This is a genomic window from Pseudochelatococcus sp. (assembly GCF_050946405.1).
GTDB lineage: Bacteria > Pseudomonadota > Alphaproteobacteria > Rhizobiales > Beijerinckiaceae > Pseudochelatococcus.
In genome coordinates, this window is the sequence record NZ_JBMNUS010000002.1 from 222,343 (window position 1) to 244,629 (window position 22,287).

Consider the following 22,287-nt stretch of genomic DNA (forward strand, 5'->3'; position numbering starts at 1 on the left):
TGAGCGTATTGTCGAACTGGAGGCGATGGATGGACATGTCGTTACCCGGCTTGTCGTGGGCCAACCCGCCGTTGCCGCCTGTGTTCGAATCTTTTCGCGCGGGGAACTGCGAGGCGGAGGGTTTGCCGCATGGCGCCTGAACCTGTCCGGCGTCCCGTCGAGCGGGTGGATCTATGCGTGCTGGGGCCGGGCGCGGGCGGCAGGCTTGTCGCCGCCAGGGCTGCCGAGGCGGGTGCGTCCGTCCTGCATGTCTCGCCGGCCGGCGGAGAGGCGAATGCATCCGGCTCTGCCCCGCCGCGGCCGGATTTCATGGCGCCGCTCGCTTTCATCGAGGCGGCATCGCTTTTTCACGCGAACCGCGTGATCGCCGGCCTCGGTCTTGCGCAGGCGTCGGAGGCGGCGCCGGGTTCCGCGCCCCCGCTTCCATCCGGCGAGGGGCTGGTGCGGCATATGCGGCGCGCCGCCGCCATGCTCTCGCCGCGCCTGACCGATGCGCGCCTGAAAGCGCTGCGGGTGCGGATGTCGGTGGATGCGGCGCGTTTCGAGGATGCGAAGACGTTGCGCGTGGGCGAGCGGAATGTGGTTGCCCGCCGCTTCGTGCTGGCGCCGGAGCGGCAATGGGCGATTCCCGCGATTCCCGGCCTCGCCGAAATCGATTACCTGACGCCCGATCGCCCGCTGGTAGCCTCGCGTCCTGCCGGCAGGCTCGCCGTCATCGGATTCACCGATGCGTCGCTGGCGCTGGCGCAGGCGCACAGGCGGCTGGGCTCCGAAGTGATTTTGCTGGGCTTTTCCACCGATGAGCGCGAACGAGCCGCCGCTGTATTCGGGGAGGAAGCGTTGCGCCTCATCCTGATGGCGCTGATCGGGGAGGGCGTCGCCGTACGCAGCGACCTTGCCGTGTCGCGCGTCGAGGCGCGCGGGCGTGAGGCGCGGGTGCATGCCGTCGGGCCATCCGGCGCGGAAACCGTCGACGTCGGCCAGGTGCTGGTCGCGCCCGGCACGCGCGCGATCTTCGCCGATCCCGGCTGGCAGGAGGCTCGGATCGGGCTGCATGACGGCGCTCCCCTGCTGGATGCGCGGCTGCGGACGTCCAACGGAAGGATCGTCGCCATCGGCGCTGATATCGGCGGCGATCTTTTTTCCGCCACGCTTGAGCGGCAGGCTGACATGATCGTCGATCAGGCGCTTTACGGCCGCCGGGCAGGAGTGACGCCGACGTTCCGCTTCGTTCCGACATCGCCGCAAGTGGCGGTCGTCGGGCTCACGGAGGAGACGGCGCGGCGGGAAGGGGAAGTCAGGATCGTGCGCACATCCTTCGCCTGGCATCCCGCCCATGTCGCGCGCTACCGGGGAAGCGCTCCCGTGGCGGGCGAAATCAAGGTGATCGCGCGGCCGGACGGGCGCATCCTGGGTTGCACGATCGTCGGTGACGGCGCGGACGACCTGGCGGGCATGTGGGCGCTGGCGGTGGCGCGGAGGCTGAAGCTGGCGGACGTCGCGCAGCCGGCCTTCCCGGACATCGGTCGCCACGGTCTGACGCGGCGGGCGACGCGCCTCGAGATTTTCGGCTGGCCGCGCGCGGGCGGGTTGCTGCTGCGCCTCTCGCGCTGGTGGCGCATGCTGGGCGGCTGAGGCGAGGGCGATGGATCGTGCGGTGCGGGCGGCGGACAATGGACGGAGCGAGGCCGGCGCGCCGTTCTCCGCCGACGATCCGGCGCGTGTCGCGGACCGGGCGGCAGGCCGCGAGAAGGGCGGCGTCGGCCTTTCCCTGCGTCTGATCATCCTGACGCTTGTTTTCGCGCTGTTTGCGCAGGCGCTCGTTTTCGTGCCTTCCGTCGCCGCCTTCCGGCGAAGCTGGCTGAACGACCGGCTGTCGGCGGCCCAGATCGCGGCGCTGGTGCTGGAGGCGGCTCCCGACGCGGAGGTGCCGCCGGCCATCGAGGGAAAACTGCTCGAAGGCGTGGGCGTCATGGGCATCGCCCTGAGCGTCGGCGGGGCGCGTCATCTGCTGTCGCAGGATGCGATGCCGGCGGAGATCGCCCGCACGATCGACCTGCGCGACGCCGGTTGGATGGAGCACATGCGCGATGCGCTGGCCGATCTGGTGCTGCCCGACGGCATGGCGATGCGGGTGATCGGGGCGGGCATGGGCGACGTGGCCTTCGTCGAGCTCATCATGGACGCGCGGCCGCTGCGGGCGGCGATGCTGCGTTTTTCCGCGCGGATGGCGGCGATCTCGCTTCTCGTCTGGGGGGTGGCTGCGGCGGCGCTGTATGTGGCGCTGATGCATTTCATCGTGCGCCCGGTGCGCCGGCTGGCGAGCCATATCACGGCGTTCGAGCGCGAGCCTGGCAACCCGGCGCGGATCATCGTGCCCTCCGGCAAGCGAGACGAGATCGGCGTTGCCGAGCGCGCGCTGGAGCGCATGGAGCGAACGCTCGCCACGGAGTTGCGCCAGCAGCAGCGGCTTGCCGCGCTCGGGCTCGCGGTGGCGAAGATCAGCCACGAGTTGCGCAACATGCTGACGGCGGCGCAACTCGTTTCCGACCGTCTTGTGGAGGCGTCGGACCCGGTGGTGCAGCGTCTCGCGCCGCGCCTCATCGCCACACTGGACCGGGCCATCGCGTTCTGCGAAACCGCGCTTGCTTATGGCAAGGTAAGGGAGGCGCTGCCGCAACGCAGGCGCTTCCGGCTGCTGCCGCTGGTCGAGGAACTGCGCGACAGCCTCGGGCTCGGCACCCGCGACGACATCCGGCTCGTCATCGACATTCCCGACGATCTGGTCGTGATGGCCGATTCGGATCAATTGTTCCGGGTCCTGCTCAATCTCGGCCGCAACGCGGTGCAGGCGCTCGAGCACGCCGCCGGCGGCGTTTCGGGGGCGGGTAGGGGCAGAATCACGATTGCGGCGCGCGCGAAATCGGAAACGGTGACGATTCGCGTGGCGGACAACGGTCCCGGACTTGCGTCCCATGCGCGGGAGCGCCTGTTCGAGGCGTTCAGCGGAACCACGCGCCCCGGCGGTTCCGGCCTCGGCCTGCCGATAGCCGCCGAGCTCGTCCGCCTGAACGGCGGCACCATCGCCCTGGCGGAAACAGCCGACGGGATGGAAACGGGAACCTGCTTCGCCATTTCGCTGCCATGCGGTGGATAACTTCTTTTTGTCATATATATCAAATTGATGAAGGAAATTGGCGAATGATTTTCGGATGTTTCTGCGAAACGGGGCTTGCCAAGAACGGGGGAGATGACTACTACACCTCTCATCGCGACGACGTTGATCGATCGCGACTGGCGATGCGCCCGTAGCTCAGCTGGATAGAGCACCAGACTACGAATCTGGGGGTCAGAGGTTCGAATCCTTTCGGGCGCGCCACTATTTAGCATGTTTCACCTCCTGCTGTTTTGCAGGTCGTTTTGCAAAGTCCGTATCTAGAACGTTCTCGAATTTGGCGATGGCGTTGTCAGCCATAGTGCTTGTGCGGGCGAGGTATTTGTCGAGAATCTCTTGCGCCCGGCGGAGCGAATGGCCGGTGATCGAGACGATCTCGCCGAGGTTGCAGCCTGCCTGAAAGAGCATGGTCACGGTTGTGCCACGGATATCGTGGAAGTACAGACCCTCGATGCCCGCAGCCTTGCATGCTTCATCCCATTGATCCGCGAAGTAGCGCTTCTTGAATGCGCGGCCGGTTTTCGTGGTCAGAATCAACGGTGACTTCTTCTCTTTCCACAGATCGTCAAGCGTTTCCTTCAGCGCTTTCGTGCATTTGATCGTGATCAGCCGCCCCGGTTTGTCACCACGCCGGCTTTTGCTCTGGCGCAGCGAAAGGTGCGTACCGTTGTAATCGCCCCATGCAAATCGCAGTATGTCGCCTTGACGTTGCCCCGTGTGCAGCGCGAGCACCAAGGCAAGGCGCATTTCGGGGCTGGCGACGGCCATGAAGGCTTCGACATGCTCCGGCAACCAGATCATATCCGACCTGTCGCCTTGGTAGGCGCGATCAAAGCTCTCCAGCGCGTTCTTCTCAAGCGGGCCGTCTTTCTCTGCCCATGATAGAAGGCGCGCGCGAGGATCGTCACGCGGTTGTCGGCCTCGCGGGGAAACTGGGCCGAGTACGCGTCATCTGGCGACCGTGGTTCGCCGGGACGATGACGGACTGGAGAAAAAACTCTTCCGTGAGCGTGGCGAAGTCAAAGCCATGCTTTGATATGTTCGCCATCCGCTTATGGTCGTCCCATACGATCTTCATGAATTTATGTATATACGAAAATAGCTCGCCGTCAAGAATCGCAGTGCCACCTGCGAGCCGGCGGAGCGTTACTCCGACAGCTTCGCGCGTTGCGTTTGTTTCGAATGCGCGCCATGTTGGCTCCCTTAGTGGAGGAGCAGTCATGACCATATCAGCCTATGCCGAAGGGCTCGGCGGCCGCCTGCCCTCGGCGAATGAGAAGGCGGCGGCCAACCAGCTTCGGCAGATCATTGCCAACGCGGCGGCGGACGGGTGCGAGCCTTCGCCTGCTCGATGAAAACAGGAAGCCAGCGGAAGTCATTCTCTCACCGGCGCTGTCCGGTCTGCTGATGGAGCTGCTGCGCCATATCGGGCGCGGCGATTCTGTGACGCTCGTGCCTGTCAATAAGATGCTGACCACCCAGCAGGCGGCGGATATCCTCAATATCTCACGGCCGTTCCTGATCTCGCTGCTGGAGAAGGGCGAGATTGAGTTCTCTCTGGTCGGCCGCCATCGGCGGATCAAGGCGGAGCACCTGTTCGCATACAAGAAAGCGCGGGACGAGAGGCGCGCCGCCGCGCTGTCGGATTTGGCCGAGCTCGATGCGGAGTTGCTCTGAATCTTGTTCGCCAACCGCCTCCGAATTATCCCTTTGACGTTTGGCGAGGGGTGAAGATAATTGGTGGCAATTGGAGAGGGAAGGAAGCATTTTCAGGCCATGACACAGAATGCAGCACCAGCTCTTGGCATCGGGTTCTATACGGCCGGCGATGCTGCGCGGTTGCTGGGCGTTCCTGTGCGCAATATCCGGCGTTGGCTTGGCGGATATAACTACACACAGGACGGCGAGAAACGCCATATGGAGCCGCTCTGGAAACCGCAGTTGCCACGCGATGACGATCGCATCGAGCTCGGCTTCCGCGATCTGATCGAGCTTCGCTTCGTCAATGCCTTCCTTGATGTCGGCCTCGGCCTGAAAACCATCCGTCATTGCCTCGATTATGCGCGGCAATGCGTCGATGACGATCGGCCGTTCTCGACACGGCGCTTCCGCACCGATGGCAGGACAATCTTTCTGGAAAGCGCCAACGTCGCCGGCTACGAGAACCTTCTGGACCTGAAGAACAGGCAATATGCGATCAAGGCCGTGATCGAGCGTACCTTCAAGGATCTCGACATAGACAACGATTCGGTTAGCCGCTGGCGGCCCTACAAGGGCAAGTCGTCAATCGTGATCGATCCGGAATTCGTGTTCGGCCAGCCGACAACCGCGAAATACAACGTTCCGACGATCGCCCTTGCGCAGGCCGTCAAAGCGGAAGGATCGGAGAAGGCTGTTGCCAAGCTATTCGAGGTGCCGCTTTCCGTTGTCAAGGATGCGGTGGCGTTCGAGGCCTCGCTCGCAGCGTGAAAGTCCTGTTCGACAACAATCTGTCTCCCCGGCTGGCGCGATGCCTTCAGGCACTCATGGGTGATGAACACGAAATCGTCGCGCTACGGGATAGATTTCCGATGAACACAAAGGATATCGACCTCATCGCGGAATTAAGCCGCCAAGGTGGCTGGATCATGATTTCCGGTGATCGTCGCATCACCCGCAACAAGGCGGAGAGGCAGGCATTTCAGAACTCGCGCATCATCGGCATGTTCCTTTCGCCTGGCCTCTATAAAGCGCCCATCCTGAAGCAGGCAGAGCGGCTCATAGCGCTTTGGCCGTCAATAGAAAAAGTCGCGGCCGGCGTCACCGGCGGCTCAATGTTCGAGCTGCCTATGACATCGCTGAAGATATCGTCTCTCAAATGAGTTCGGTTGAGGGCTTGGGCCATTTCGCGAGCGAGCAAGCGGCGGTTCATGGCATGACGCCGCCGCACGGCTTCAATCTGCTTTTGCAGTTCCCGCCGTTCCGCCATCTGTTCGCGCACCAGATCGTCGCGTTGATCGCGGTCGCGGATCAGGCATTGCATGGCTTCCCGTTCGTTCTGGCTGCGAACATTCGATGCCGTACCCGTGAGCCGATCCCACAACCCGCGCAGCCCCTTATTGTATCGCTGCGAGCGTTCGCGCTGTTCCTGCTGCCACCGTTCTTCCTGCTTGGCGCGTACCGTCTCACGTTCCTTGCGGTGCGTTTCGATCATGGTCTTGCGCTGCCCGTTCAGGGGTCCCAGCTCATCATCATGGCGTTGGTCAACGTCCTTGATGAAACCGAGCATCTTGTCGGACACCAGCCCTTTGACATGCTGCCGGACCTCATCAAGCGGCCGCAGGTTTTCGGGATCGCCCAATTTATCCCGGACCTCCTTCGTGCGAAGGTTGGTCCATCGGGATATGGCGAAGACTTCGCCCTGTACGTCGAGGGCGACGAAACCGCGTCGGTCCCCTTTGGCAAGGAAGTATCCGCGTTCGCGCAAGGCGGCATCGAAGGACTTGGCATCGTCTGACTGTTGCCATGCTTCTATGAAGCTCTGGCGGATTTCGCGGGGATCGAGATTGAGCCGCTTTGCCTGCTGCCATTCCGCCAAGGTAAAATTGAGCGGCGACTTGCCGCCGTCACGACGCAGGCCGTCCGGCAATGTCCATTCATGTTCAAGGTACAGTTCCCGAGCCAGTTCGTTCAGCCTTTGTTTGAAGAACGGCAGGTTGATCGCCTTCATGGTTTCGGGATCAATCCGCGACCAGACAACATGCGCGTGCCGCCGTCCTTCCTTTTCGTGCATGACGATGGCATGGGGTTGTCCTTCAAGGCCGAGCTTCGCCCGATCTGGTCGAGCTCGGGCACGACGGACGCGGCGAGGATCGGCTCACGACCCGCGACATGATCGAAGCCGAACAGCGGCTCCATCGTGCAGCCGCGATGATGGCGGGCCGCGAACGCCATGAAGTCAATGAAGCCGACAGACGGGTAGCATTGGCGCGTGCCGAGCAGCGCGGTCTTGTCCTGTCCGACGAGCAGGCCGACGCGCTGGCGCATGTCACGGACGGACGCGACCTTGGCATTGTCGTCGGTTATGCCGGGACGGGAAAGAGCGCCATGCTTGGCGTGGCGCGAGAGGCATGGGAAGCGGCAGGCTACGAGGTCCGTGGCGTTGCCCTGTCCGGTATCGCCGCCGAGAATCTGGAAGGCGGATCGGGCATTGCGTCCCGCACCATTGCCAGCATGGAACACGGGTGGAAGAATGGGCGCGACATGCTTACCAGCCGCGATGTGCTTGTCATCGACGAGGCGGGCATGGTCGGCACGCGGCAGTTGGAGCGTGTGCTGTCCCATGCCGCAGATGCCGGGGCCAAGGTGGTGCTGGTTGGCGATCCGCAGCAGTTGCAATCCATCGAGGCGGGCGCGGCGTTCCGCTCTACTCATGAGCGTCATGGCGGCGTCGAAATCCATGAGGTTCGCCGCCAGCGCGAGGACTGGCAGCGTAACGCCACCCGCGATCTGGCGACCGGCAGGACGGGCGCGGCGATCCATGCCTATGACAGTCACGGCATGGTGCATGCCGCCGAAACACGCGAGCAGGCCCGCGACAATCTCATTGACCGTTGGGACCGTCAGCGGCAGGCAGCACCCGACAGCAGCAGGATCATCCTCACCCATGCGCAAGCTCGTGCCCGAGAGCGTCCGCGACAGGATCGACGGGATGCTCGACGGTCTGCGCTCCCCCGGCGATGGCGCACCTGGCCCCGATGCCGTGAAGCAGCCGGAAAGGGAAAAGGCCGGGAAGCGGGAGGCGGAGCGGCAGGCCGAGACTGACCCGGAGGCGGCGTTGCGCCGCGCCCGTGGCCGGGCCTTCGTCCGCCATGCCCGTGCCGTGGACGCGATCTTCAAGGCGCAGGCGCAGGACATGGCCGCAACACCCGGACAGGTGCGGGAACTGCACGAGGCCCGTGCCGGATTCGACGAACTCCGGTCCCACGGCTCGCGCGATGCCGAGGCGGTTTACAAGAAGAACCCCGACTTTGCGGCGGCTGTCGCGTCGGGCGATCCCGACCGCGCCGCGCCCGCCAGACGCCCCCTGCAACTGGAAACCGAAATGCGCAGGAATCCCGATCTGCGCGCCGACCGCTTTGTCGAACGCTTTCGGGAACTCAGGCAGACCGGCGAACGCCAGTATGCGGCGGGCGACTATTCCGGCTACAGGGCCGCGCGGGCCGAGATGGGCAACATGGCGAAAAGCCTCGAACGTGATCCGCAGATGGAATCCATCCTCGCAGGCCGCAAGAAAGACCTCGGCATCGGGATCGACTCAGGCCGCAGCCTCGGCCAGCAACTTGCCTTCAATCATGGTATCGACCTCGGCATGGGCCGGGGTCTCGGACTATAGACCCATCCTATTTGCCGCCGTTCGCCGCCGATAGCCCTACTGCTCCTAACCAACTCTTACACAACGATAAATCGTTGCTCTGTCTGGTCGCTGCAATCGTCAGAAACAGCCAGCAGGAGTCAGCACGATCATGCGTCAACCAGAGCGTATCATCCGCATGAAAACCGTTCAGGCCCGCACCGGCCTGTCCCGCTCCACAATCTACCGCAAGATGACGGAGGGCACGTTCCCGCCTCAACTAAAGATCAGCGCCAACGGCGCAGGCTGGCATGAATCCGAAATCAACCGCTGGGTCGCCAACCCTGCCGGATGGAGGCCTCGCGGCGAGTTCGATTTCGATGACTTCTGACAGCGGGGGCGATGACCGGAAACGGAGACCGGCGAATGACAACTGCCCGCCCGAGGGACAGGATGCCGGGTGCGATGCTGATGCAGCCGAACGGCTGGACGCGGTGGTGCTGTCTATCGCCCGCCTAATCGGCAGGCGGATGGCGCGCGAGGACTTCGAGAATGCCATGCACGCCGCCAACGACAATGACGCGCCGCCGGAAGAAGAATGACCCATGACGCCTCGCGCGTGCTCCCATCAGGGCCGGATGCTGTATCTACAATGAGCTTTATGCCGGTGTTCTTGCATGGAACCGGCAGAGGTTCATCAAGAACCCCGAGACCGGCACGCGCGTCTCCCGCGTGAACCCGGAAAGCGAATGGATCAGGGCGGCGGTTCCGCATCTGCGGATCGTGGACGATGCACTCTGGCAGGCAGTGCGGGAGCGTCAGCGCAGCATTTCCGCCATGTTCGGCCCCAACCTCGGCACCACCCGCGAGGCGCGGGCCAAAAGGCTACATCTGACCAACCGGCCCGTCACCCTTCTGTCTGGCCTGCTCACCTGCGGCTGCTGCGGCGGCAGAATCAGCATGGTGATGACTGACCGCTATGCCTGCCGCAACCATCTGCGCAAGGGCATCTGCGACAACGGCCGCACCATCCGCCGCGACGAGATCGAGGCGCGCGTGCTGGCGGGATTGAAAGAGAAGCTGGTATCGTCCGAGGCGGTCGCGGAAGCAGTCCGCGCCTATGCCAAGGAAACCAACCGGCTGAACCGTGACAGGCGGGCGCAGGCGGAAACCGACCAGAAGGCGCTACAGAAGATCGACAAGGCCATTGCCGGGATCATGGCTGCTATCGAGGACGGGCTGTATCAGCCGTCCATGAAGGCACGCATGGCCGAGCTTGAGCGCGACAAGGCCGAGATCGTCGCCCGCATGGCGCAGGCTCCGGCCGACGTTCCCGACGTGCATCCCAACATCGCCAGCGTCTATCGCCGGAACGTGGAGCGGTTCACCGAAGCCCTCAACGATCCCGATGGCGGCAGGCAAGCGGCCGAGGCGCTGCGCTCGCTCATCGGTGAGATCGTGCTGACCCCCGGCCTGAAGCGCGGCGAGGTTCATGCCGAACTGCGCGGCGAACTCATGGGCATCCTCGCCTTCGCCACCGAACAGAAGCCGAAGCAAAACATTCGTTTCATGCCGCCAGTAGCATCTTGTGCGTGATCGAGACCAGCCTGACATCGGCTTTCGCGAGACGGCGGATGTACATTTCCAGCGAGAAGCTGTCGCGGAAGAAGCGAGAATAGGAGTGGACGACCACGACGTCGTAAGGCCGGTCATCATCGGTGGCGCGTTCCATCATGCGTTGGAATTCGGGCCGTGTTTAGTCCCGGCATTTTGTGGTGCATTATTTAGCCATCAATGGAAGGATGCGCTATGGGACAAATTCTGCACGGGAGCGCCCGAACGACAGAGGCGGTCCGTCGAGCAATACAGAATAGTCAAGAGAGCCTGAGGGCTCTGGCCAAGCGCTACGGGATCAACCAGAAGACTGTAGCGAAGTGGAAGAAGCGGAGCTCGACGGCCGATCTGCCGACAGGGCCGAAGGAGCCGCATTCCACCGTGCTGTCACCCGAGGAGGAGGCGATCATTGTCGCCTTCCGGCGTCATACCCTGCTGCCGCTCGATGACTGCCTCTACGCGCTTCAGGCGACGATCCCGCACTTGACACGGTCTTCCCTGCATCGCTGCCTGCAACGGCATGGAATCAGCCGGCTTCCAGAGATCGAAGGCGACAAACCGGCGAAGAAGAAGTTCAAAAGCTATCCGATCGGCTATTTTCACATCGACATTGCTGAGGTCCAGACAGCTGAAGGTAAGCTGCGCCTGTTCGTGGCCATCGACCGCACTTCAAAGTTCGCCTACGCCGAACTCCACCAGGAGGCGAGCAAGATGGTCGCGGCTCAGTTCCTGCGCAACCTCATCGCAGCGGTTCCTTACACCATCCACACGGTGCTCACCGATAACGGTATCCAGTTCACCAACCATGCCCGTCACAAATACGCCTTCCACCACATCTTCGATCGCGTCTGCGACGAGAACGGCATCGAACACAGGCTCACCAAGATCAATCATCCCTGGACGAACGGCCAAGTGGAACGGATGAACCGAACCATCAAGGACGCCACCGTCAAGCGCTTCCACTATGACGATCACGATCAACTGCGAAGGCACCTCACCGACTTCATCGATGCCTGTAATTTCGCCCGAAGGCTCAAGACCCTCAAAGGCCTCACCCCTTACGAATTCATCTGCAAGCGATGGACAATCGAGCCGGAGAGATTCATTCTGAACCCGAGCCACAAAATGCAGGGACTAAACACTTAAAGCAGTTTGCGTTCAGGTCGATCCATCGAATTGAATGCAAACTGCTCTTAAGAGCGGGATGCGATCAGGTTGAATCGCCATCCCGCTCTAAGTTCCATATTTTACCGCAACTTGCGTTCAATTCGATGGATCGATTTGAACGCAAACTGCTCTGGAGCGTCAGTTCTGACAGAATCAGAACTGACGCTCCAACTTTTTGATTTAACGCATCTTTGTCGACGAAAAGTGGTATCCACTTTTCTGCACGATGCCCTAGAGACCGCGGCTTTTCAGCGCCTCGGCGATTTCCTCGAGCGACTGCGGGTCCTCGATCGTCGCCGGAAGCGACCACGTTTCGCCATCGGCGATCTTCTTCATGGTGCCGCGCAGGATCTTGCCGGAGCGGGTTTTCGGCAGCCGCCCGACGGTGATCGCGAGGCGGAACGCCGCCACCGGGCCGATCTGTTCGCGCACGCGCGCGATCAGGTCCTTCTCGATGTCGGCGGGATTGTCCGTGACGCCGCTCTTGAGCACCACGAAGCCGCACGGCACCTCGCCCTTGAGCGCATCGGCGATGCCGATGACCGCGCATTCCGCCACCGCCGGATGGTTCGACAGCACTTCCTCCATGCCGCCCGTGGACAGGCGGTGCCCGGCGACGTTGATGATGTCGTCCGTGCGGCCCATGATGAAGATGTAGCCGTCCTTGTCCTTGAAGCCGGCGTCCGAAGTCTTGTATGCGCCGGGGAACTCGCTCAGATAACCCTCGCGAAAACGCTCGTCGTTGCGCCACAGGGTGGGCAGGCAGCCGGGCGGCAAGGGCAGGCGGATGACGATGGAGCCCATCGTCTCGGCCGGCACGTCCTTGTTGCTCTCGTCGACGATGCGCACGTCATAGCCGGGCATCGGCACGGTCGACGATCCGGCCTTGACCGGCAACAGGCCGACGCCGACCGGGTTGCCCGTGATCGCCCAGCCGGTTTCCGTCTGCCACCAGTGATCGATCACCGGAATCTTCAGCGTGTCGCGCGCCCAGTTCACGGTGTCGGGATCGGCGCGCTCGCCGGCCAGAAACAGCGTGCGCAGCGTCGATATGTCGTAGGGCGGCAGCAGCGTGCTGGCAGGGTCCTCCTTGCGGATGGCCCGCAAGGCGGTGGGCGCGGTGAACAGCGCCGAAACGCCGTATTCGCCGATCACGCGCCAGAAGGCGCCGGCATCCGGCGTGCCGACGGGCTTGCCCTCATAGATGAGCGTGGTGCTGCCGTTGATCAGCGGGCCGTAGACGATATAGCTGTGGCCGACCACCCAGCCGATGTCCGACGCCGTCCAGAACACCTCGCCCGGCTTGATACCGTAGAGATTCTTCATCGTCCACGACAGCGCCACGAGATAGCCGCCGGTGTCGCGCACGACGCCCTTGGGCTTGCCGGTGGTGCCGGAGGTATAGAGGATGTAAAGCGGATCGGTCGCCTTGACGGGCACGGGCGCCATGGAGCGGCCGGCCGCGCGGGCCTCTTCCACGCGCGCCGCCCAGTCGTGATCGCGCCCTTCCACCAGCTCGGCCCGCACCTGGGGACGCTGGAACACGAGGCAGGCGGGGTTGACGCCGGCAAGCCGAAGGGCCTCGTCGAGCAACGGCTTGTAGGCGACCACGCGCGACGGCTCGAGACCGCACGAGGCGGTGAGGATGGCCTTGGGTTCGGTGTCGTCGATACGCTGCGCGAGCTCGGGCGCGGCGAAGCCGCCGAACACCACCGAGTGAATGGCGCCAAGCCGCGCCACGGCCAGCATGCCGATCACCGCCTCGGGAATCATCGGCATGTAGATGACCACACGGTCGCCCTGCCTGACGCCGAGATCCGTGAGGACCGCCGCGAGCGTCTGCACCTCGCTTTGCAGGCCGCTGTAGGATATCACCCGTTTCGCGTCCGCGACCGGGCTGTCGTAGATGATGGCGGGTTGCGATCCGCGCCCCGCCTCGACATGGCGGTCGACGGCGTTATAGCTTGCGTTCAGCGTCGCATCGGGAAACCAGCGGCCGTAGACGCCTTCGCCGGGATCGAAGATGCGCGAGGGCGCCCGCACCCAGCTCACGGCCCCGGCAGCCTCGCCCCAGAACGCTTCCGGGTCGGCCTGCCAGCGCGCGTAGACTTCGGAATAAGCGCTGTTCGCAACCTCGCCCGCATGCACGCCGGCGGCGTCGGATGGCGATGTGGTATTCTGAGTGCTCACGGCTTTCCTCCCTGCTTGCGTTTCCGATGCGGCCGGCGGTCAAGCCGAATGGCAAGTCCACCGAACAGCCAAGTCCAGTCGCCGGCCGGGACGCTGTCAGCGGAGGGTAGGAGGATGAAAAATATCGCGCAAGTCGCAAACTATTACAACTTTGGTCGACTGCCGCAGGAAAAACGCAACATTCGGGCCGCAACGGCGGAGCCCGCCCTGAACCGCGCCGCCGGAAGCGGCGGGTACAGGGCTGTTTTCAATATCGATCCCGATTCAGAAAATTCACTCCTGTTCAGTTAAGCTTCCGCCTGGCCTTTTGGGAATGAAGGCGCTCGATTTCATCCTTGAGCTGGAGTTTTCGGCGTTTGAGTTCGATGATTTGTTCGCTATTGGAGGAAGGGCGGGCGAGATACGTCTTGATCTCACGTTCTATAGCCTGATGACGGCGTTCCAACTCGACGAGATGACCTTCAAGAGACATCGAATAACCTCCACATCGATTACCGATGTCACCAGTCTGGCATAAAACTGCGGAACGTCAAACGCGATTCGTAGCCGGCGCGAAAATAAAGCGACGCGGCGGTGTTGGCCCGGATCTTGCCCGGATCCGGCTATAGCGTGATCGCTGTATCGCCGCCGGCGGGATGGAGCCTTGCCAAAGAAGGCTTGCGGTCGCGAGGTTTCCTCGCATAAGGTGCGGCGTGAAAAGGCAATCCGGGGACAGCGCGGCGGATCGGGAGCACGATCGGGCGGCCGTTGTGCCCGTTCGTTATCGCATCGGATGGCTCCGGGAGGCGGGCATGCTTTTCGGTCTGATGTTGGGGTGCCGGGGCGGCGATGGCATTCGATCTGGATACTGAGGAACGCGCGATGTTGGCCGGCGAACTCGAGCGGCTGCGCATCGAGCACCGGGAACTCGATGCGCGCATCGTGGCGCTGGAGGGCGAGGGGGCTGCGGTGCAACTTCAGGTGCAGCGCCTGAAGCGACGCAAGCTGGCGCTGAAGGATCGCATCGCCTACGTTGAGGACCGGCTGACGCCCGACATCATTGCCTGACGGGCGCGCCGCCGCCGTCCGCAAGCGGCCGGCACAATCGGGGGAACTTCAATGGCAATCATCGACGGGCCGCGCCTTGCCGCGCGGTCGGGCAGGGCGCGGCAACTCGTCGTTTTCCTGCACGGATACGGCGCCAACGGCGACGATCTGATCGGCATCGGCCGGGAATGGCAGCAGTGGTTGCCTGACGCCGCCTTCGTCGCTCCCCATGCGCCGGAACCATGCCCCGCCTCCGGGTTCGGCAGGCAATGGTTCGCGCTGACGTTCCGCGACCCGGACGAGCGTTGGCGCGGCGTCAACCATGCCGCGCCGGGGCTTGAGGCGTTTCTCGACGCGGAACTCGAGCGGCAGGGACTTTCAGGCGACCGGCTGGCGCTGGTCGGCTTCAGCCAGGGCACGATGATGGCGCTGCATGTCGGATTGCGCCGCCGCACGACGCCGGCCGCGATCGTCGGTTACTCGGGCATTCTGGTGGTGCCGCCGGCCGGCGGGCGGGATTCCGCTCCGCGCCCGGCCGCGACGCCGCCGATTCTTCTCGTTCACGGTGAAGCCGACGAGGTGATCCCCGTGGAGGGGCTGTTCTTCTCCATGGAGCAGCTCGCCAAGGATGGAACGGGCGTCGAGTGGCATCTTTCGCCGCGCATCGGCCACGGCATCGACGGTGGCGGCCTGCGCCACGGCGGCCTGTTTCTGGCGTCGTCCTTCGGGCTGCCGTTTCCCGAGCCTGCGCCGCGCTGAACGGTTGACGCCGCATGTCCCTCCCGGCGGGCCGGGAGGGGAGAAAATCCGCCGGACGATTACGCGCCGCCGCGGACCTCGGCATGGGCGCGCACCAGCAGCGCCTCCATCTCGCGGCGAATCTGGTGATCGGACTGCTCGATGCCGGCCGCATCGAAATCGGCGCGAATCTTGCGGAACACGTCCTCGTCGCCGGGTTCCTCGAAGTCGGACAGCACGACGGTGCGGGCGTATTCGTCGGCCTGCGCGCCGGCCTTGCCGAGCTTCTCCGCCGCCCAGAGGCCGAGCAGCTTGTTGCGGCGGGCGACGGCCTTGAAGCGGAGTTCCTCGTCGATGGCGAACTTGGCCTCTTCTGCCTTCTGACGATCATTAAACGTGGTCATCGGTCGTGCTCCCCGTAGATGCATCCCAGCGGATGCAATCGATATAATGTGCCGTGCCGTTGAAGGCCAGTGTAATTTCGGTTGCAGGAAGCGCGTCGCCTTGTCCTGACGGGTATGTGACGGACGCCCCGGCGGGGGATTTCGGGGCCGGGATTTCGGGGCCGGGATTTCCGGGCCTTGCCGTTAACCACGATAAGTTATAATGATCATGCCGGATGCGTCAGGGCGCGGACGGGCGAGGACCGCAGGCTCGCCGGCCGCCATTGTGCTTTGGCGCGTGATCGGCTACGTTGCAAACGGGCGGGAAGCCGCTTGTCCGGCATCGGAAGCGTCCGATCGATCTTTTCCGCCTGTTCGAGCCGCGGATCGTCTAGTTCGGAGCCACGGCACCCTATGGATTTCCTCAAGATACGGTATACGCCGATGAATCGCCGCCGTCGTATTTACGAGGGTAAGGCAAAGGTCCTCTATGAAGGGCCGGAGCCGGGAACCCTCATTCAGCACTTCAAGGACGACGCGACCGCCTTCAATGCCAAGAAGCATGAGGTGATCGATGGCAAGGGAGTGCTGAACAACCGCATTTCCGAGTACATCTTCACGAAGCTCAACGACATCGGCGTGCCGACGCACTTCATCAGGCGTCTGAACATGCGCGAGCAGTTGATCCGCGAGGTGGAGATCATCCCGCTGGAAGTCGTGGTGCGCAACGTCGCCGCGGGCTCGCTGTCGACGCGCCTCGGCATCGAGGAGGGCACCCAGTTGCCCCGCTCGATCATCGAGTTCTATTACAAGAACGACGCGCTGAACGACCCGATGGTCTCGGAAGAGCACATTACGGCCTTCGGCTGGGCGACGCCCCAGGAAATCGACGACATCATGGCGCTTGCCATCCGCGTCAACGACTTCCTCACCGGCCTTTTCCTCGGCATCGGCATCCGTCTCGTGGATTTCAAGATGGAAACCGGCCGCCTGTGGGAAGGCGACATGATGCGCATCGTCGTCGCCGACGAGATCTCGCCCGATTCCTGCCGGCTGTGGGACGTGAAATCCGCCGACAAGCTCGACAAGGACCGTTTCCGCCGCGACATGGGCGGGCTGGTCGAGGCTTATTCGGAAGTGGCGCGCCGGCTCGGCATTCTCGGTGAGAGCGAGAACCCCGCCCGCAGCGAGACGCCGCGCCTCGTGGAATAGAGCGGCGTGCATTCAAACGGAATCGTCATGCCGCTCTGAATTCCGTATCTTACCGCAACTTGCGTTCAAATCGATCGACCTGAACGCGAACTGCTCTGGAGAATGTCGGCATTTCATTGAAACGCCGACATTCTCTGTCTTATTGATTTAGCGCGTTTTCTTCGCTCAAAGCGGTATCTGCTTCGCCTGGAAACGCTATAACGGCGGCGATCCCGCGCAGCCTGGAGCGGGGGCCCGGAGCCCCCGTCCGCATCAAGTGTCGTATCGGCAGGGGCGATAGGGGCGCGTTCGGCCCGCACGTCCGAGAGGGAGCAAAGCATTCATGACCGCCGCAGAACAGACCGCCCCCGAACACGCCCTGAAGGCGCGCGTGACGGTGACGCTCAGGAACGGCGTTCTCGATCCGCAGGGCAAGGCGATCGAGGGCGCGCTGGCCTCGCTCGGGATCGCGGGCATCGCCGGCGTCCGGCAGGGCAAGGTGTTCGACATCGCGCTCGCGGAGGCGGATCCGGAGCGGGCGAGGGCGCTGCTCGGCGAGGCATGCGAGAAGCTGCTCGCCAATACCGTGATCGAGAACTACAGCATCGCATTCGTGGACGCCTGACATGAAGGCCGCCGTCATCATCTTTCCCGGTTCCAACCGCGACGGCGACGTGGCGCAAGCGCTGGCGCAGGCCGGCGCGGATGTCGTCCGCGTCTGGCACGCCGACAGCGCCCTGCCGGCCGGCACCGATCTCGCCGTGCTGCCGGGCGGCTTCTCCTATGGCGATTACCTGCGCTGCGGCGCCATCGCCGCGCGCGCGCCGGTGATGGACGCCGTGCGCGCCCACGCGGGCGCGGGCGGGCTGGTGCTCGGCATCTGCAACGGTTTCCAGATCCTGTGCGAATCCGGCCTGCTGCCCGGCGTGCTGATGCGCAACGCGGGGCTCGGCTTCATCTGCCGCCGCCAGTTCCTGCGCGTGGAGCGCAACGACACCGCCTTCACGCGCCGGTACGCGCAGGGGCAGGCCATCGACGTGGCCATCGCGCACGGCGAGGGCAATTTCGTCGCCGATGCCGAAACCCTGGCGCGGATCGAGGGCGAGGGGCGCGTCGCCTTCCGCTACGCCGACCGCACCGGCGCGGTGACGGCGCCGGCCAATCCGAACGGGTCGCTGAACAACATCGCCGGCATCTATTCCGAAAAGCTCAATGTGCTGGGCATGATGCCGCATCCCGAAAACCTGATCGACGATCTCGTCGGCGGCACGGACGGGCGCGGGCTGTTTGCGAGCCTGCTCGCGGCATAATATCATCCGCTTTATGAGCGATCTCTTTCAACATTTTGAAAAGTCGCGATAATCGCGGCGTTCCAATGTGAGCCTCCGATGACCGTCCAAGAGCCTGCCATCACCCCTGAGCTTGTCGCCGAGCACGGCCTGACCCCGGACGAATACGAGCGTTTCAGGGAGCTTGTCGGCCGCGAGCCGACGTTCACGGAGCTCGGCATCGTTTCCGCGATGTGGAACGAGCATTGCTCCTACAAGTCGTCGCGCATCCATTTGCGGGGTCTGCCGACCAAAGCGCCGTGGGTGATTCAGGGGCCGGGCGAGAATGCCGGCGTGATCGACATCGGCGACGGGCTCGCCTGCGTGTTCAAGATGGAGAGCCATAATCATCCGTCCTTCATCGAGCCCTATCAGGGCGCGGCGACGGGTGTGGGCGGCATTCTGCGCGACGTGTTCACCATGGGCGCGCGGCCTGTCGCGGCGCTCAACGCGCTGCGTTTCGGCGCACCCGAGCATCCGCGCACGCGCCATCTCGTCGCGGGTGTGGTGGCGGGCATCGGCGGCTACGGCAATTCCTTCGGCGTGCCGACGGTGGCAGGCTCGGTCGGTTTCCACACCCGCTACGACGGCAACATTCTCGTCAACGCCATGGCGGTCGGCATCGCCCGCACGGACGGCATCTTTTATTCGGCGGCGGCGGGCGTCGGCAACCCCATCGTCTATCTGGGCTCCAAGACGGGGCGCGACGGCATCCACGGCGCGACGATGGCCTCGGCCGAATTCGATGAAAACTCGGAAGAAAAGCGCCCCACCGTGCAGGTAGGCGATCCCTTCGCCGAAAAATTGCTGCTCGAAGCCTGTCTGGAACTGATGCAGACCGGCGCGGTCATCGCCATTCAGGACATGGGCGCGGCGGGGCTGACGAGTTCCGCCGTGGAGATGGGCGCCAAGGGCGGGCTCGGCATCGAGCTCGATCTCGACGCCGTTCCCTGCCGCGAGGAGGGCATGACGGCCTATGAGATGATGCTTTCCGAAAGCCAGGAACGCATGCTCATGGTGCTCGACCCCGCGCGGCAGGCGGAGGCCGAGGCGGTTTTCCGCAAGTGGGGGCTCGACTTCGCCATTGTCGGCCGCACCACGGATACGCAGCGCTTCGTCGTGCGCCATGGCGGCGAGGTGAAGGCCGACCTGCCGATCCGCGAACTGGGCGACAGGGCGCCGCTCTACGACCGGCCGTGGAACGAGCCGGTGCCGCAGCCCGTGCTCGATCCGGCGACGGTTTCCGCCCCCGTATCCAGCCTGGAGGCGCTTCGGCGGCTGATCGGCGCGCCCGACCTTGCCTCGAAGCGCTGGGTGTGGGAGCAGTACGACCACCTCATCCTCGGCAACACGGTGCAGGTTCCCGGCGGCGACGCCGCCATCGTGCGCGTCGGCGACGGGCCGAAGGGGCTGGCGCTCACCACCGACGTGACGCCGCGCTACTGCGAGGCCGATCCGGTCGCGGGCGGCCGGCAGGCGGTGGCCGAATGCTGGCGCAATATCACCGCCGTCGGTGGCAAGCCTTTGGCAGTCACCGATAATCTGAATTTCGGCAACCCCGGCAAGCCGGACGTGATGGGCCAGTTCGTCGGCTGCCTGCGCGGCATCGCGGATGCTTGCGCGGCGCTCGATTTTCCCATCGTCTCGGGCAATGTCTCGCTCTACAACGAGACGCAGGGGCGCTCCATCCTGCCCACCCCGACCATCGGCGGCGTGGGGCTCCTGGACGATGTCGCCGTGCATGCCACGCTCGCCTTCAAGCACGCCGGCGAGGCGATCCTGCTCGTGGGCGAAACGGCCGGCTGGCTCGGGCAGTCGATCTATCTGCGCGAGATCCTCGGCCGCGAGGAGGGCGCGCCGCCGCCCGTCGATCTCGCCGCCGAGCGGCGCAACGGCGATTTCGTGCGCGCGCTTATCCTCGAGGGGCGTCTGACCGCCGCGCATGACGTATCCGACGGCGGCCTGCTGGTGGCGGTGGCGGAAATGGCGATCGCTTCCGGCATCGGAGCGGCGCTTGCCGCCGTGCCGGCGGGTGCGGCAGCGCACGCCTTCTGGTTCGGCGAGGATCAGGCGCGCTATGTGCTGACGCTGGCGGAAGCGGATGTCGCCGCCGTGACGGCGGCCGCGCAGACCGCCGGCGTGCCGCTCGCCCGTCTCGGCGCGACCACGGGCGACGGCCTGTTGCAGATCGCCGGCGAAGGCGCCATATCGGTTGAAGACCTGCGTGGCCGGCACGAGGAATGGCTTCAGAACTACATGAGCAAGCCATAATAACGTATTGACGACAGAGGGATTTTGCAATGGCGATGGAAGCAGCGGAAATCGAGGCCCTCATCAAGGCGGCCATTCCCGATGCTGTCGTGGAGATCCGCGATCTGGCCGGTGACGGCGATCATTATGCCGCGACGGTGATCTCGCCCTCCTTCGCGGGCCTGAGCCGCGTGCAGCAGCACCAGCGTGTCTATGCCGCACTGGAGGGGCGCATGGGCGGCGTGCTGCACGCCCTTGCGCTCACCACCGGAACACAGCAGGATTGACGGCAAGCCAACCGTTTGCGCCGTTCGCGCCTTACAGGAAAGTTTCGATCATGTCCGACGTACTTGCGTTCATCGACAACGAGGTCAAGTCCAACGACGTCGTGCTCTTCATGAAGGGCACGCCGGATTTCCCCATGTGCGGGTTTTCCGGGCAGGTGGTGAAGATCCTCGATTATGTCGGGGTGCCCTACAAGGGCGTCAACGTGCTGGAAAGCGACGACCTGCGCCAGGGCATCAAGGAATATGCCAACTGGCCGACGATTCCGCAGCTTTACATCAAGGGCGAGTTCGTTGGCGGCTGCGACATCGTGCGCGAGCTGTTTCAGGAAGGCGAGTTGCAGAAGATACTTGCCGGGCACGGGATCGCGGTGACGGCGGCCGAATGATCGGCCGCGCTCGGGCGCATCGGCGGTTTCAGCCGCCGATGGCCGCCCTGACGAGCGCCACCGCGTCGTCGGAGGCCCATTCCGCCGCGCCGGCGAGATGGCCCAATGCGCAGCCGTTCCTGTCGACCAGCACGGTGGTGGGCATGCCGAACGCCTTGCCATCCGCGCGTAAGGTCTGAAATATCTTCGCTTTCGGATCGCTGTAGGGGGCGAGGCGGGCGATGCCGTTGTCCTTCAGCCATTGCAGGGCGTTGTCGGGGTTGCGGGTGTCGATGTTGACGGCGATGACCTCGAAATTCTCGCCGCCGAGTTTTTCCTGAAGCGCGTCGAGGGCCGGCATTTCCGCCCGGCAGGGCACGCACCATGTCGCCCACAGATTGAGCAGCACCGTGCGACCCCTGAAGTCCGAGAGCGACAGCGGCTTGCCTTCGGGAGAGAGAAAGGCGAGTTCGGCGAGCGGGCTGGCGCGATTCTCGACCTGAAGGGCGGCGACTTCGCCGGTCGCCAGCGGCTTGAGGCGCGCGAGCGCCGCGTCCGACGCGGGGCAGGAACCGCCCGAGGGGCCGCCGCCGTTGAAGGCGCGCAGGCCCACGACGCCAGCGACGAGCCCGAGCGCAACGGCGATGACAATGCGTCGGGACGACAGGCCCCGAAATGAAATACCCATGCTGAATCCCGGACAGGCTTGGACGATGCGTTTTCCGCCCCGACGAGGCGGGAGCGGCGGACGGGCACAAGGTAAGCGATTGCGCGGCGATCTCAACCGCCTTCCCGGACGCATGTGCGTGATCGGTTGCCGCAGGCAGGCGCGGACATGCGGAACGGGGTCGAACAGTCACGCGAAACTTACCCATTCACGCCGTTTTCCGCAACTCGCGCTCAATTTGATCATCAAATCGGACGCAAGCTGCTATGGTGCGCCCGCTTCATGGAGGTTAGCCCGTGCAACGTTCACCCATGCGCCGATTTGGCCCAGTATCCTCCCGCGGGACGGTGTTCCGCCTTTGCCTCGCCGTCGCCCTCTGCGCGGCCGCGGCCGGTTGCGGCCGGCGCGGCGGGCTGGAATATCCCGTCGATCCCAACGATCCGCGCGTGCGCGATTCGGGGGTGCGCGTCCAGAGCTCCGGCCGCGAGGGGCAAAAGGTGATCCGCGGCTATGTCGTGCCGGATGAAAAATTCGTCCTCGATCCGCTGCTTTGACCGCCGTTCCGTTTCACGTT

At 64.1% G+C, this 22,287-nt stretch carries 26 protein-coding genes, 1 tRNA gene and 2 pseudogenes; 22 read left to right on the forward strand and 7 right to left on the reverse strand.

The window, feature by feature from the left end:
- The first annotated feature begins 129 nt into the window (after positions 1-129).
- The 3 genes from ACOYJQ_RS04545 (at position 130) to ACOYJQ_RS04555 (ending at position 3,379) form a co-directional block, all read left to right on the forward strand.
- Positions 130-1,635 carry an FAD-dependent oxidoreductase gene (locus tag ACOYJQ_RS04545; protein WP_433456755.1) on the forward strand — a complete coding sequence of 502 codons (1,506 nt, stop codon included), beginning with the start codon at positions 130-132 and terminating at the stop codon, positions 1,633-1,635.
- A 10-nt stretch (positions 1,636-1,645) separates the two neighbouring features.
- Positions 1,646-3,157, forward strand: coding sequence for a sensor histidine kinase (locus ACOYJQ_RS04550; RefSeq protein ID WP_433456756.1), 1,512 nt, complete (start codon positions 1,646-1,648; stop codon positions 3,155-3,157).
- A 145-nt stretch (positions 3,158-3,302) separates the two neighbouring features.
- Positions 3,303-3,379: transfer RNA gene (locus ACOYJQ_RS04555), tRNA-Arg, on the forward strand.
- Here the strand turns inward: ACOYJQ_RS04555 and ACOYJQ_RS04560 are convergent.
- Positions 3,380-3,976, reverse strand: coding sequence for a tyrosine-type recombinase/integrase (locus ACOYJQ_RS04560; protein WP_433456758.1), 597 nt, complete (start codon positions 3,974-3,976; stop codon positions 3,380-3,382).
- Positions 3,977-4,395: 419 nt separating this feature from the next.
- Here ACOYJQ_RS04560 and ACOYJQ_RS04565 point away from each other — a divergent pair, with 419 nt between their 5' ends.
- The 4 genes from ACOYJQ_RS04565 to ACOYJQ_RS04580 all read left to right on the forward strand — a co-directional run bounded on the left by ACOYJQ_RS04565 (position 4,396) and on the right by ACOYJQ_RS04580 (position 6,036).
- Complete coding sequence (locus ACOYJQ_RS04565; RefSeq protein WP_433456760.1) at positions 4,396-4,530, forward strand: hypothetical protein; 135 nt, start codon at positions 4,396-4,398, stop codon at positions 4,528-4,530.
- A 52-nt stretch (positions 4,531-4,582) separates the two neighbouring features.
- Positions 4,583-4,852 (forward strand): excisionase family DNA-binding protein, encoded by a 270-nt coding sequence (locus tag ACOYJQ_RS04570; protein ID WP_433456761.1) that lies wholly within the window; start codon positions 4,583-4,585, stop codon positions 4,850-4,852.
- 99 nt (positions 4,853-4,951) lie between these two features.
- Complete coding sequence (locus ACOYJQ_RS04575; RefSeq protein WP_433456763.1) at positions 4,952-5,644, forward strand: hypothetical protein; 693 nt, start codon at positions 4,952-4,954, stop codon at positions 5,642-5,644.
- Positions 5,641-6,036, forward strand: a complete 396-nt coding sequence (locus ACOYJQ_RS04580; RefSeq protein WP_433456765.1) for a hypothetical protein — start codon at positions 5,641-5,643, stop codon at positions 6,034-6,036. Before ACOYJQ_RS04575 ends, ACOYJQ_RS04580 begins: the two co-directional genes overlap by 4 nt.
- Before the next feature lie 830 nt (positions 6,037-6,866).
- Here the strand turns inward: ACOYJQ_RS04580 and ACOYJQ_RS04585 are convergent.
- Positions 6,867-6,947: pseudogene (locus tag ACOYJQ_RS04585) on the reverse strand (hypothetical protein); the annotation flags it as partial.
- 29 nt (positions 6,948-6,976) lie between these two features.
- Between ACOYJQ_RS04585 and ACOYJQ_RS04590 the strand changes: the two are divergent.
- The 4 genes and pseudogenes from ACOYJQ_RS04590 to ACOYJQ_RS04605 all read left to right on the forward strand — a co-directional run.
- A pseudogene (locus ACOYJQ_RS04590) lies at positions 6,977-8,549 on the forward strand (AAA family ATPase); the annotation flags it as partial.
- Positions 8,550-8,679: 130 nt separating this feature from the next.
- Entirely contained in the window at positions 8,680-8,898 is a 219-nt protein-coding gene (locus ACOYJQ_RS04595; protein ID WP_433456766.1) for a helix-turn-helix transcriptional regulator, read from the forward strand.
- Positions 8,888-9,109 carry a hypothetical protein gene (locus ACOYJQ_RS04600; protein WP_433456767.1) on the forward strand — a complete coding sequence of 74 codons (222 nt, stop codon included), beginning with the start codon at positions 8,888-8,890 and terminating at the stop codon, positions 9,107-9,109. Before ACOYJQ_RS04595 ends, ACOYJQ_RS04600 begins: the two co-directional genes overlap by 11 nt.
- Positions 9,110-9,152: 43 nt before the next feature.
- Positions 9,153-10,103: a recombinase zinc beta ribbon domain-containing protein gene (locus ACOYJQ_RS04605; RefSeq protein WP_433457181.1), complete on the forward strand. Its 951-nt coding sequence runs from the start codon at positions 9,153-9,155 to the stop codon at positions 10,101-10,103.
- On the opposite strand, the gene ACOYJQ_RS04610 is transcribed toward ACOYJQ_RS04605, so the two are convergent.
- The gene (locus ACOYJQ_RS04610; protein WP_433456768.1) at positions 10,075-10,242 is read right to left on the reverse strand and encodes a recombinase family protein; all 168 of its coding nucleotides are present in this window, start codon (positions 10,240-10,242) and stop codon (positions 10,075-10,077) included. The two genes, ACOYJQ_RS04605 and ACOYJQ_RS04610, sit on opposite strands and share 29 nt — an antisense overlap.
- Positions 10,243-10,316: 74 nt before the next feature.
- On the opposite strand from ACOYJQ_RS04610, the gene ACOYJQ_RS04615 reads away from it, so the two are divergent.
- Positions 10,317-11,267 (forward strand): IS481 family transposase, encoded by a 951-nt coding sequence (locus ACOYJQ_RS04615; protein WP_433456770.1) that lies wholly within the window; start codon positions 10,317-10,319, stop codon positions 11,265-11,267.
- Between the two features lie 252 nt (positions 11,268-11,519).
- Here ACOYJQ_RS04615 and ACOYJQ_RS04620 read toward each other — a convergent pair whose 3' ends face one another.
- Positions 11,520-13,436, reverse strand: coding sequence for a propionyl-CoA synthetase (locus ACOYJQ_RS04620; RefSeq protein ID WP_433457182.1), 1,917 nt, complete (start codon positions 13,434-13,436; stop codon positions 11,520-11,522).
- A 156-nt stretch (positions 13,437-13,592) separates the two neighbouring features.
- On the opposite strand from ACOYJQ_RS04620, the gene ACOYJQ_RS04625 reads away from it, so the two are divergent.
- Positions 13,593-13,769 carry a hypothetical protein gene (locus ACOYJQ_RS04625; protein ID WP_433456772.1) on the forward strand — a complete coding sequence of 59 codons (177 nt, stop codon included), beginning with the start codon at positions 13,593-13,595 and terminating at the stop codon, positions 13,767-13,769.
- Here ACOYJQ_RS04625 and ACOYJQ_RS04630 read toward each other — a convergent pair.
- Positions 13,762-13,950, reverse strand: coding sequence for a YdcH family protein (locus tag ACOYJQ_RS04630; protein WP_433456773.1), 189 nt, complete (start codon positions 13,948-13,950; stop codon positions 13,762-13,764). The two genes, ACOYJQ_RS04625 and ACOYJQ_RS04630, sit on opposite strands and share 8 nt — an antisense overlap.
- 356 nt (positions 13,951-14,306) lie before the next feature.
- On the opposite strand from ACOYJQ_RS04630, the gene ACOYJQ_RS04635 reads away from it, so the two are divergent.
- Both ACOYJQ_RS04635 and ACOYJQ_RS04640 read left to right on the forward strand, forming a co-directional pair.
- A complete protein-coding gene (locus ACOYJQ_RS04635) occupies positions 14,307-14,525 on the forward strand; it encodes a YdcH family protein (RefSeq protein ID WP_433456775.1) in 219 nt (72 codons plus the stop codon).
- Positions 14,526-14,576: 51 nt separating this feature from the next.
- The gene (locus ACOYJQ_RS04640) at positions 14,577-15,263 is read left to right on the forward strand and encodes an alpha/beta hydrolase (protein WP_433456777.1); all 687 of its coding nucleotides are present in this window, start codon (positions 14,577-14,579) and stop codon (positions 15,261-15,263) included.
- 59 nt (positions 15,264-15,322) lie between these two features.
- Here the strand turns inward: ACOYJQ_RS04640 and ACOYJQ_RS04645 are convergent, their stop codons facing one another.
- Positions 15,323-15,646, reverse strand: coding sequence for a DUF1476 domain-containing protein (locus ACOYJQ_RS04645; protein ID WP_433456778.1), 324 nt, complete (start codon positions 15,644-15,646; stop codon positions 15,323-15,325).
- Positions 15,647-16,039: 393 nt separating this feature from the next.
- Here ACOYJQ_RS04645 and purC point away from each other — a divergent pair, with 393 nt between their 5' ends.
- The 6 genes from purC to grxD all read left to right on the forward strand — a co-directional run bounded on the left by purC (position 16,040) and on the right by grxD (position 21,067).
- Positions 16,040-16,837, forward strand: coding sequence for a phosphoribosylaminoimidazolesuccinocarboxamide synthase (purC, locus tag ACOYJQ_RS04650; protein WP_433456779.1), 798 nt, complete (start codon positions 16,040-16,042; stop codon positions 16,835-16,837).
- A gap of 358 nt (positions 16,838-17,195) precedes the next feature.
- The gene (purS, locus tag ACOYJQ_RS04655; RefSeq protein WP_433457183.1) at positions 17,196-17,441 is read left to right on the forward strand and encodes a phosphoribosylformylglycinamidine synthase subunit PurS; all 246 of its coding nucleotides are present in this window, start codon (positions 17,196-17,198) and stop codon (positions 17,439-17,441) included.
- Between the two features lies 1 nt (position 17,442).
- Entirely contained in the window at positions 17,443-18,126 is a 684-nt protein-coding gene (gene purQ, locus ACOYJQ_RS04660; RefSeq protein WP_433456781.1) for a phosphoribosylformylglycinamidine synthase subunit PurQ, read from the forward strand.
- A 78-nt stretch (positions 18,127-18,204) separates the two neighbouring features.
- Entirely contained in the window at positions 18,205-20,415 is a 2,211-nt protein-coding gene (gene purL / locus ACOYJQ_RS04665) for a phosphoribosylformylglycinamidine synthase subunit PurL (RefSeq protein ID WP_433456782.1), read from the forward strand.
- A 29-nt stretch (positions 20,416-20,444) separates the two neighbouring features.
- Positions 20,445-20,681, forward strand: coding sequence for a BolA family protein (locus tag ACOYJQ_RS04670; protein ID WP_433456784.1), 237 nt, complete (start codon positions 20,445-20,447; stop codon positions 20,679-20,681).
- Between the two features lie 50 nt (positions 20,682-20,731).
- Positions 20,732-21,067: a Grx4 family monothiol glutaredoxin gene (gene grxD / locus ACOYJQ_RS04675; RefSeq protein WP_433456786.1), complete on the forward strand. Its 336-nt coding sequence runs from the start codon at positions 20,732-20,734 to the stop codon at positions 21,065-21,067.
- A gap of 28 nt (positions 21,068-21,095) precedes the next feature.
- Here grxD and tlpA read toward each other — a convergent pair whose 3' ends face one another.
- Positions 21,096-21,734, reverse strand: a complete 639-nt coding sequence (gene tlpA / locus ACOYJQ_RS04680) for a thiol:disulfide interchange protein TlpA (RefSeq protein ID WP_433456788.1) — start codon at positions 21,732-21,734, stop codon at positions 21,096-21,098.
- A 275-nt stretch (positions 21,735-22,009) separates the two neighbouring features.
- On the opposite strand from tlpA, the gene ACOYJQ_RS04685 reads away from it, so the two are divergent.
- Positions 22,010-22,267 carry a hypothetical protein gene (locus tag ACOYJQ_RS04685; RefSeq protein WP_433456789.1) on the forward strand — a complete coding sequence of 86 codons (258 nt, stop codon included), beginning with the start codon at positions 22,010-22,012 and terminating at the stop codon, positions 22,265-22,267.
- Positions 22,268-22,287 lie beyond the last annotated feature (20 nt).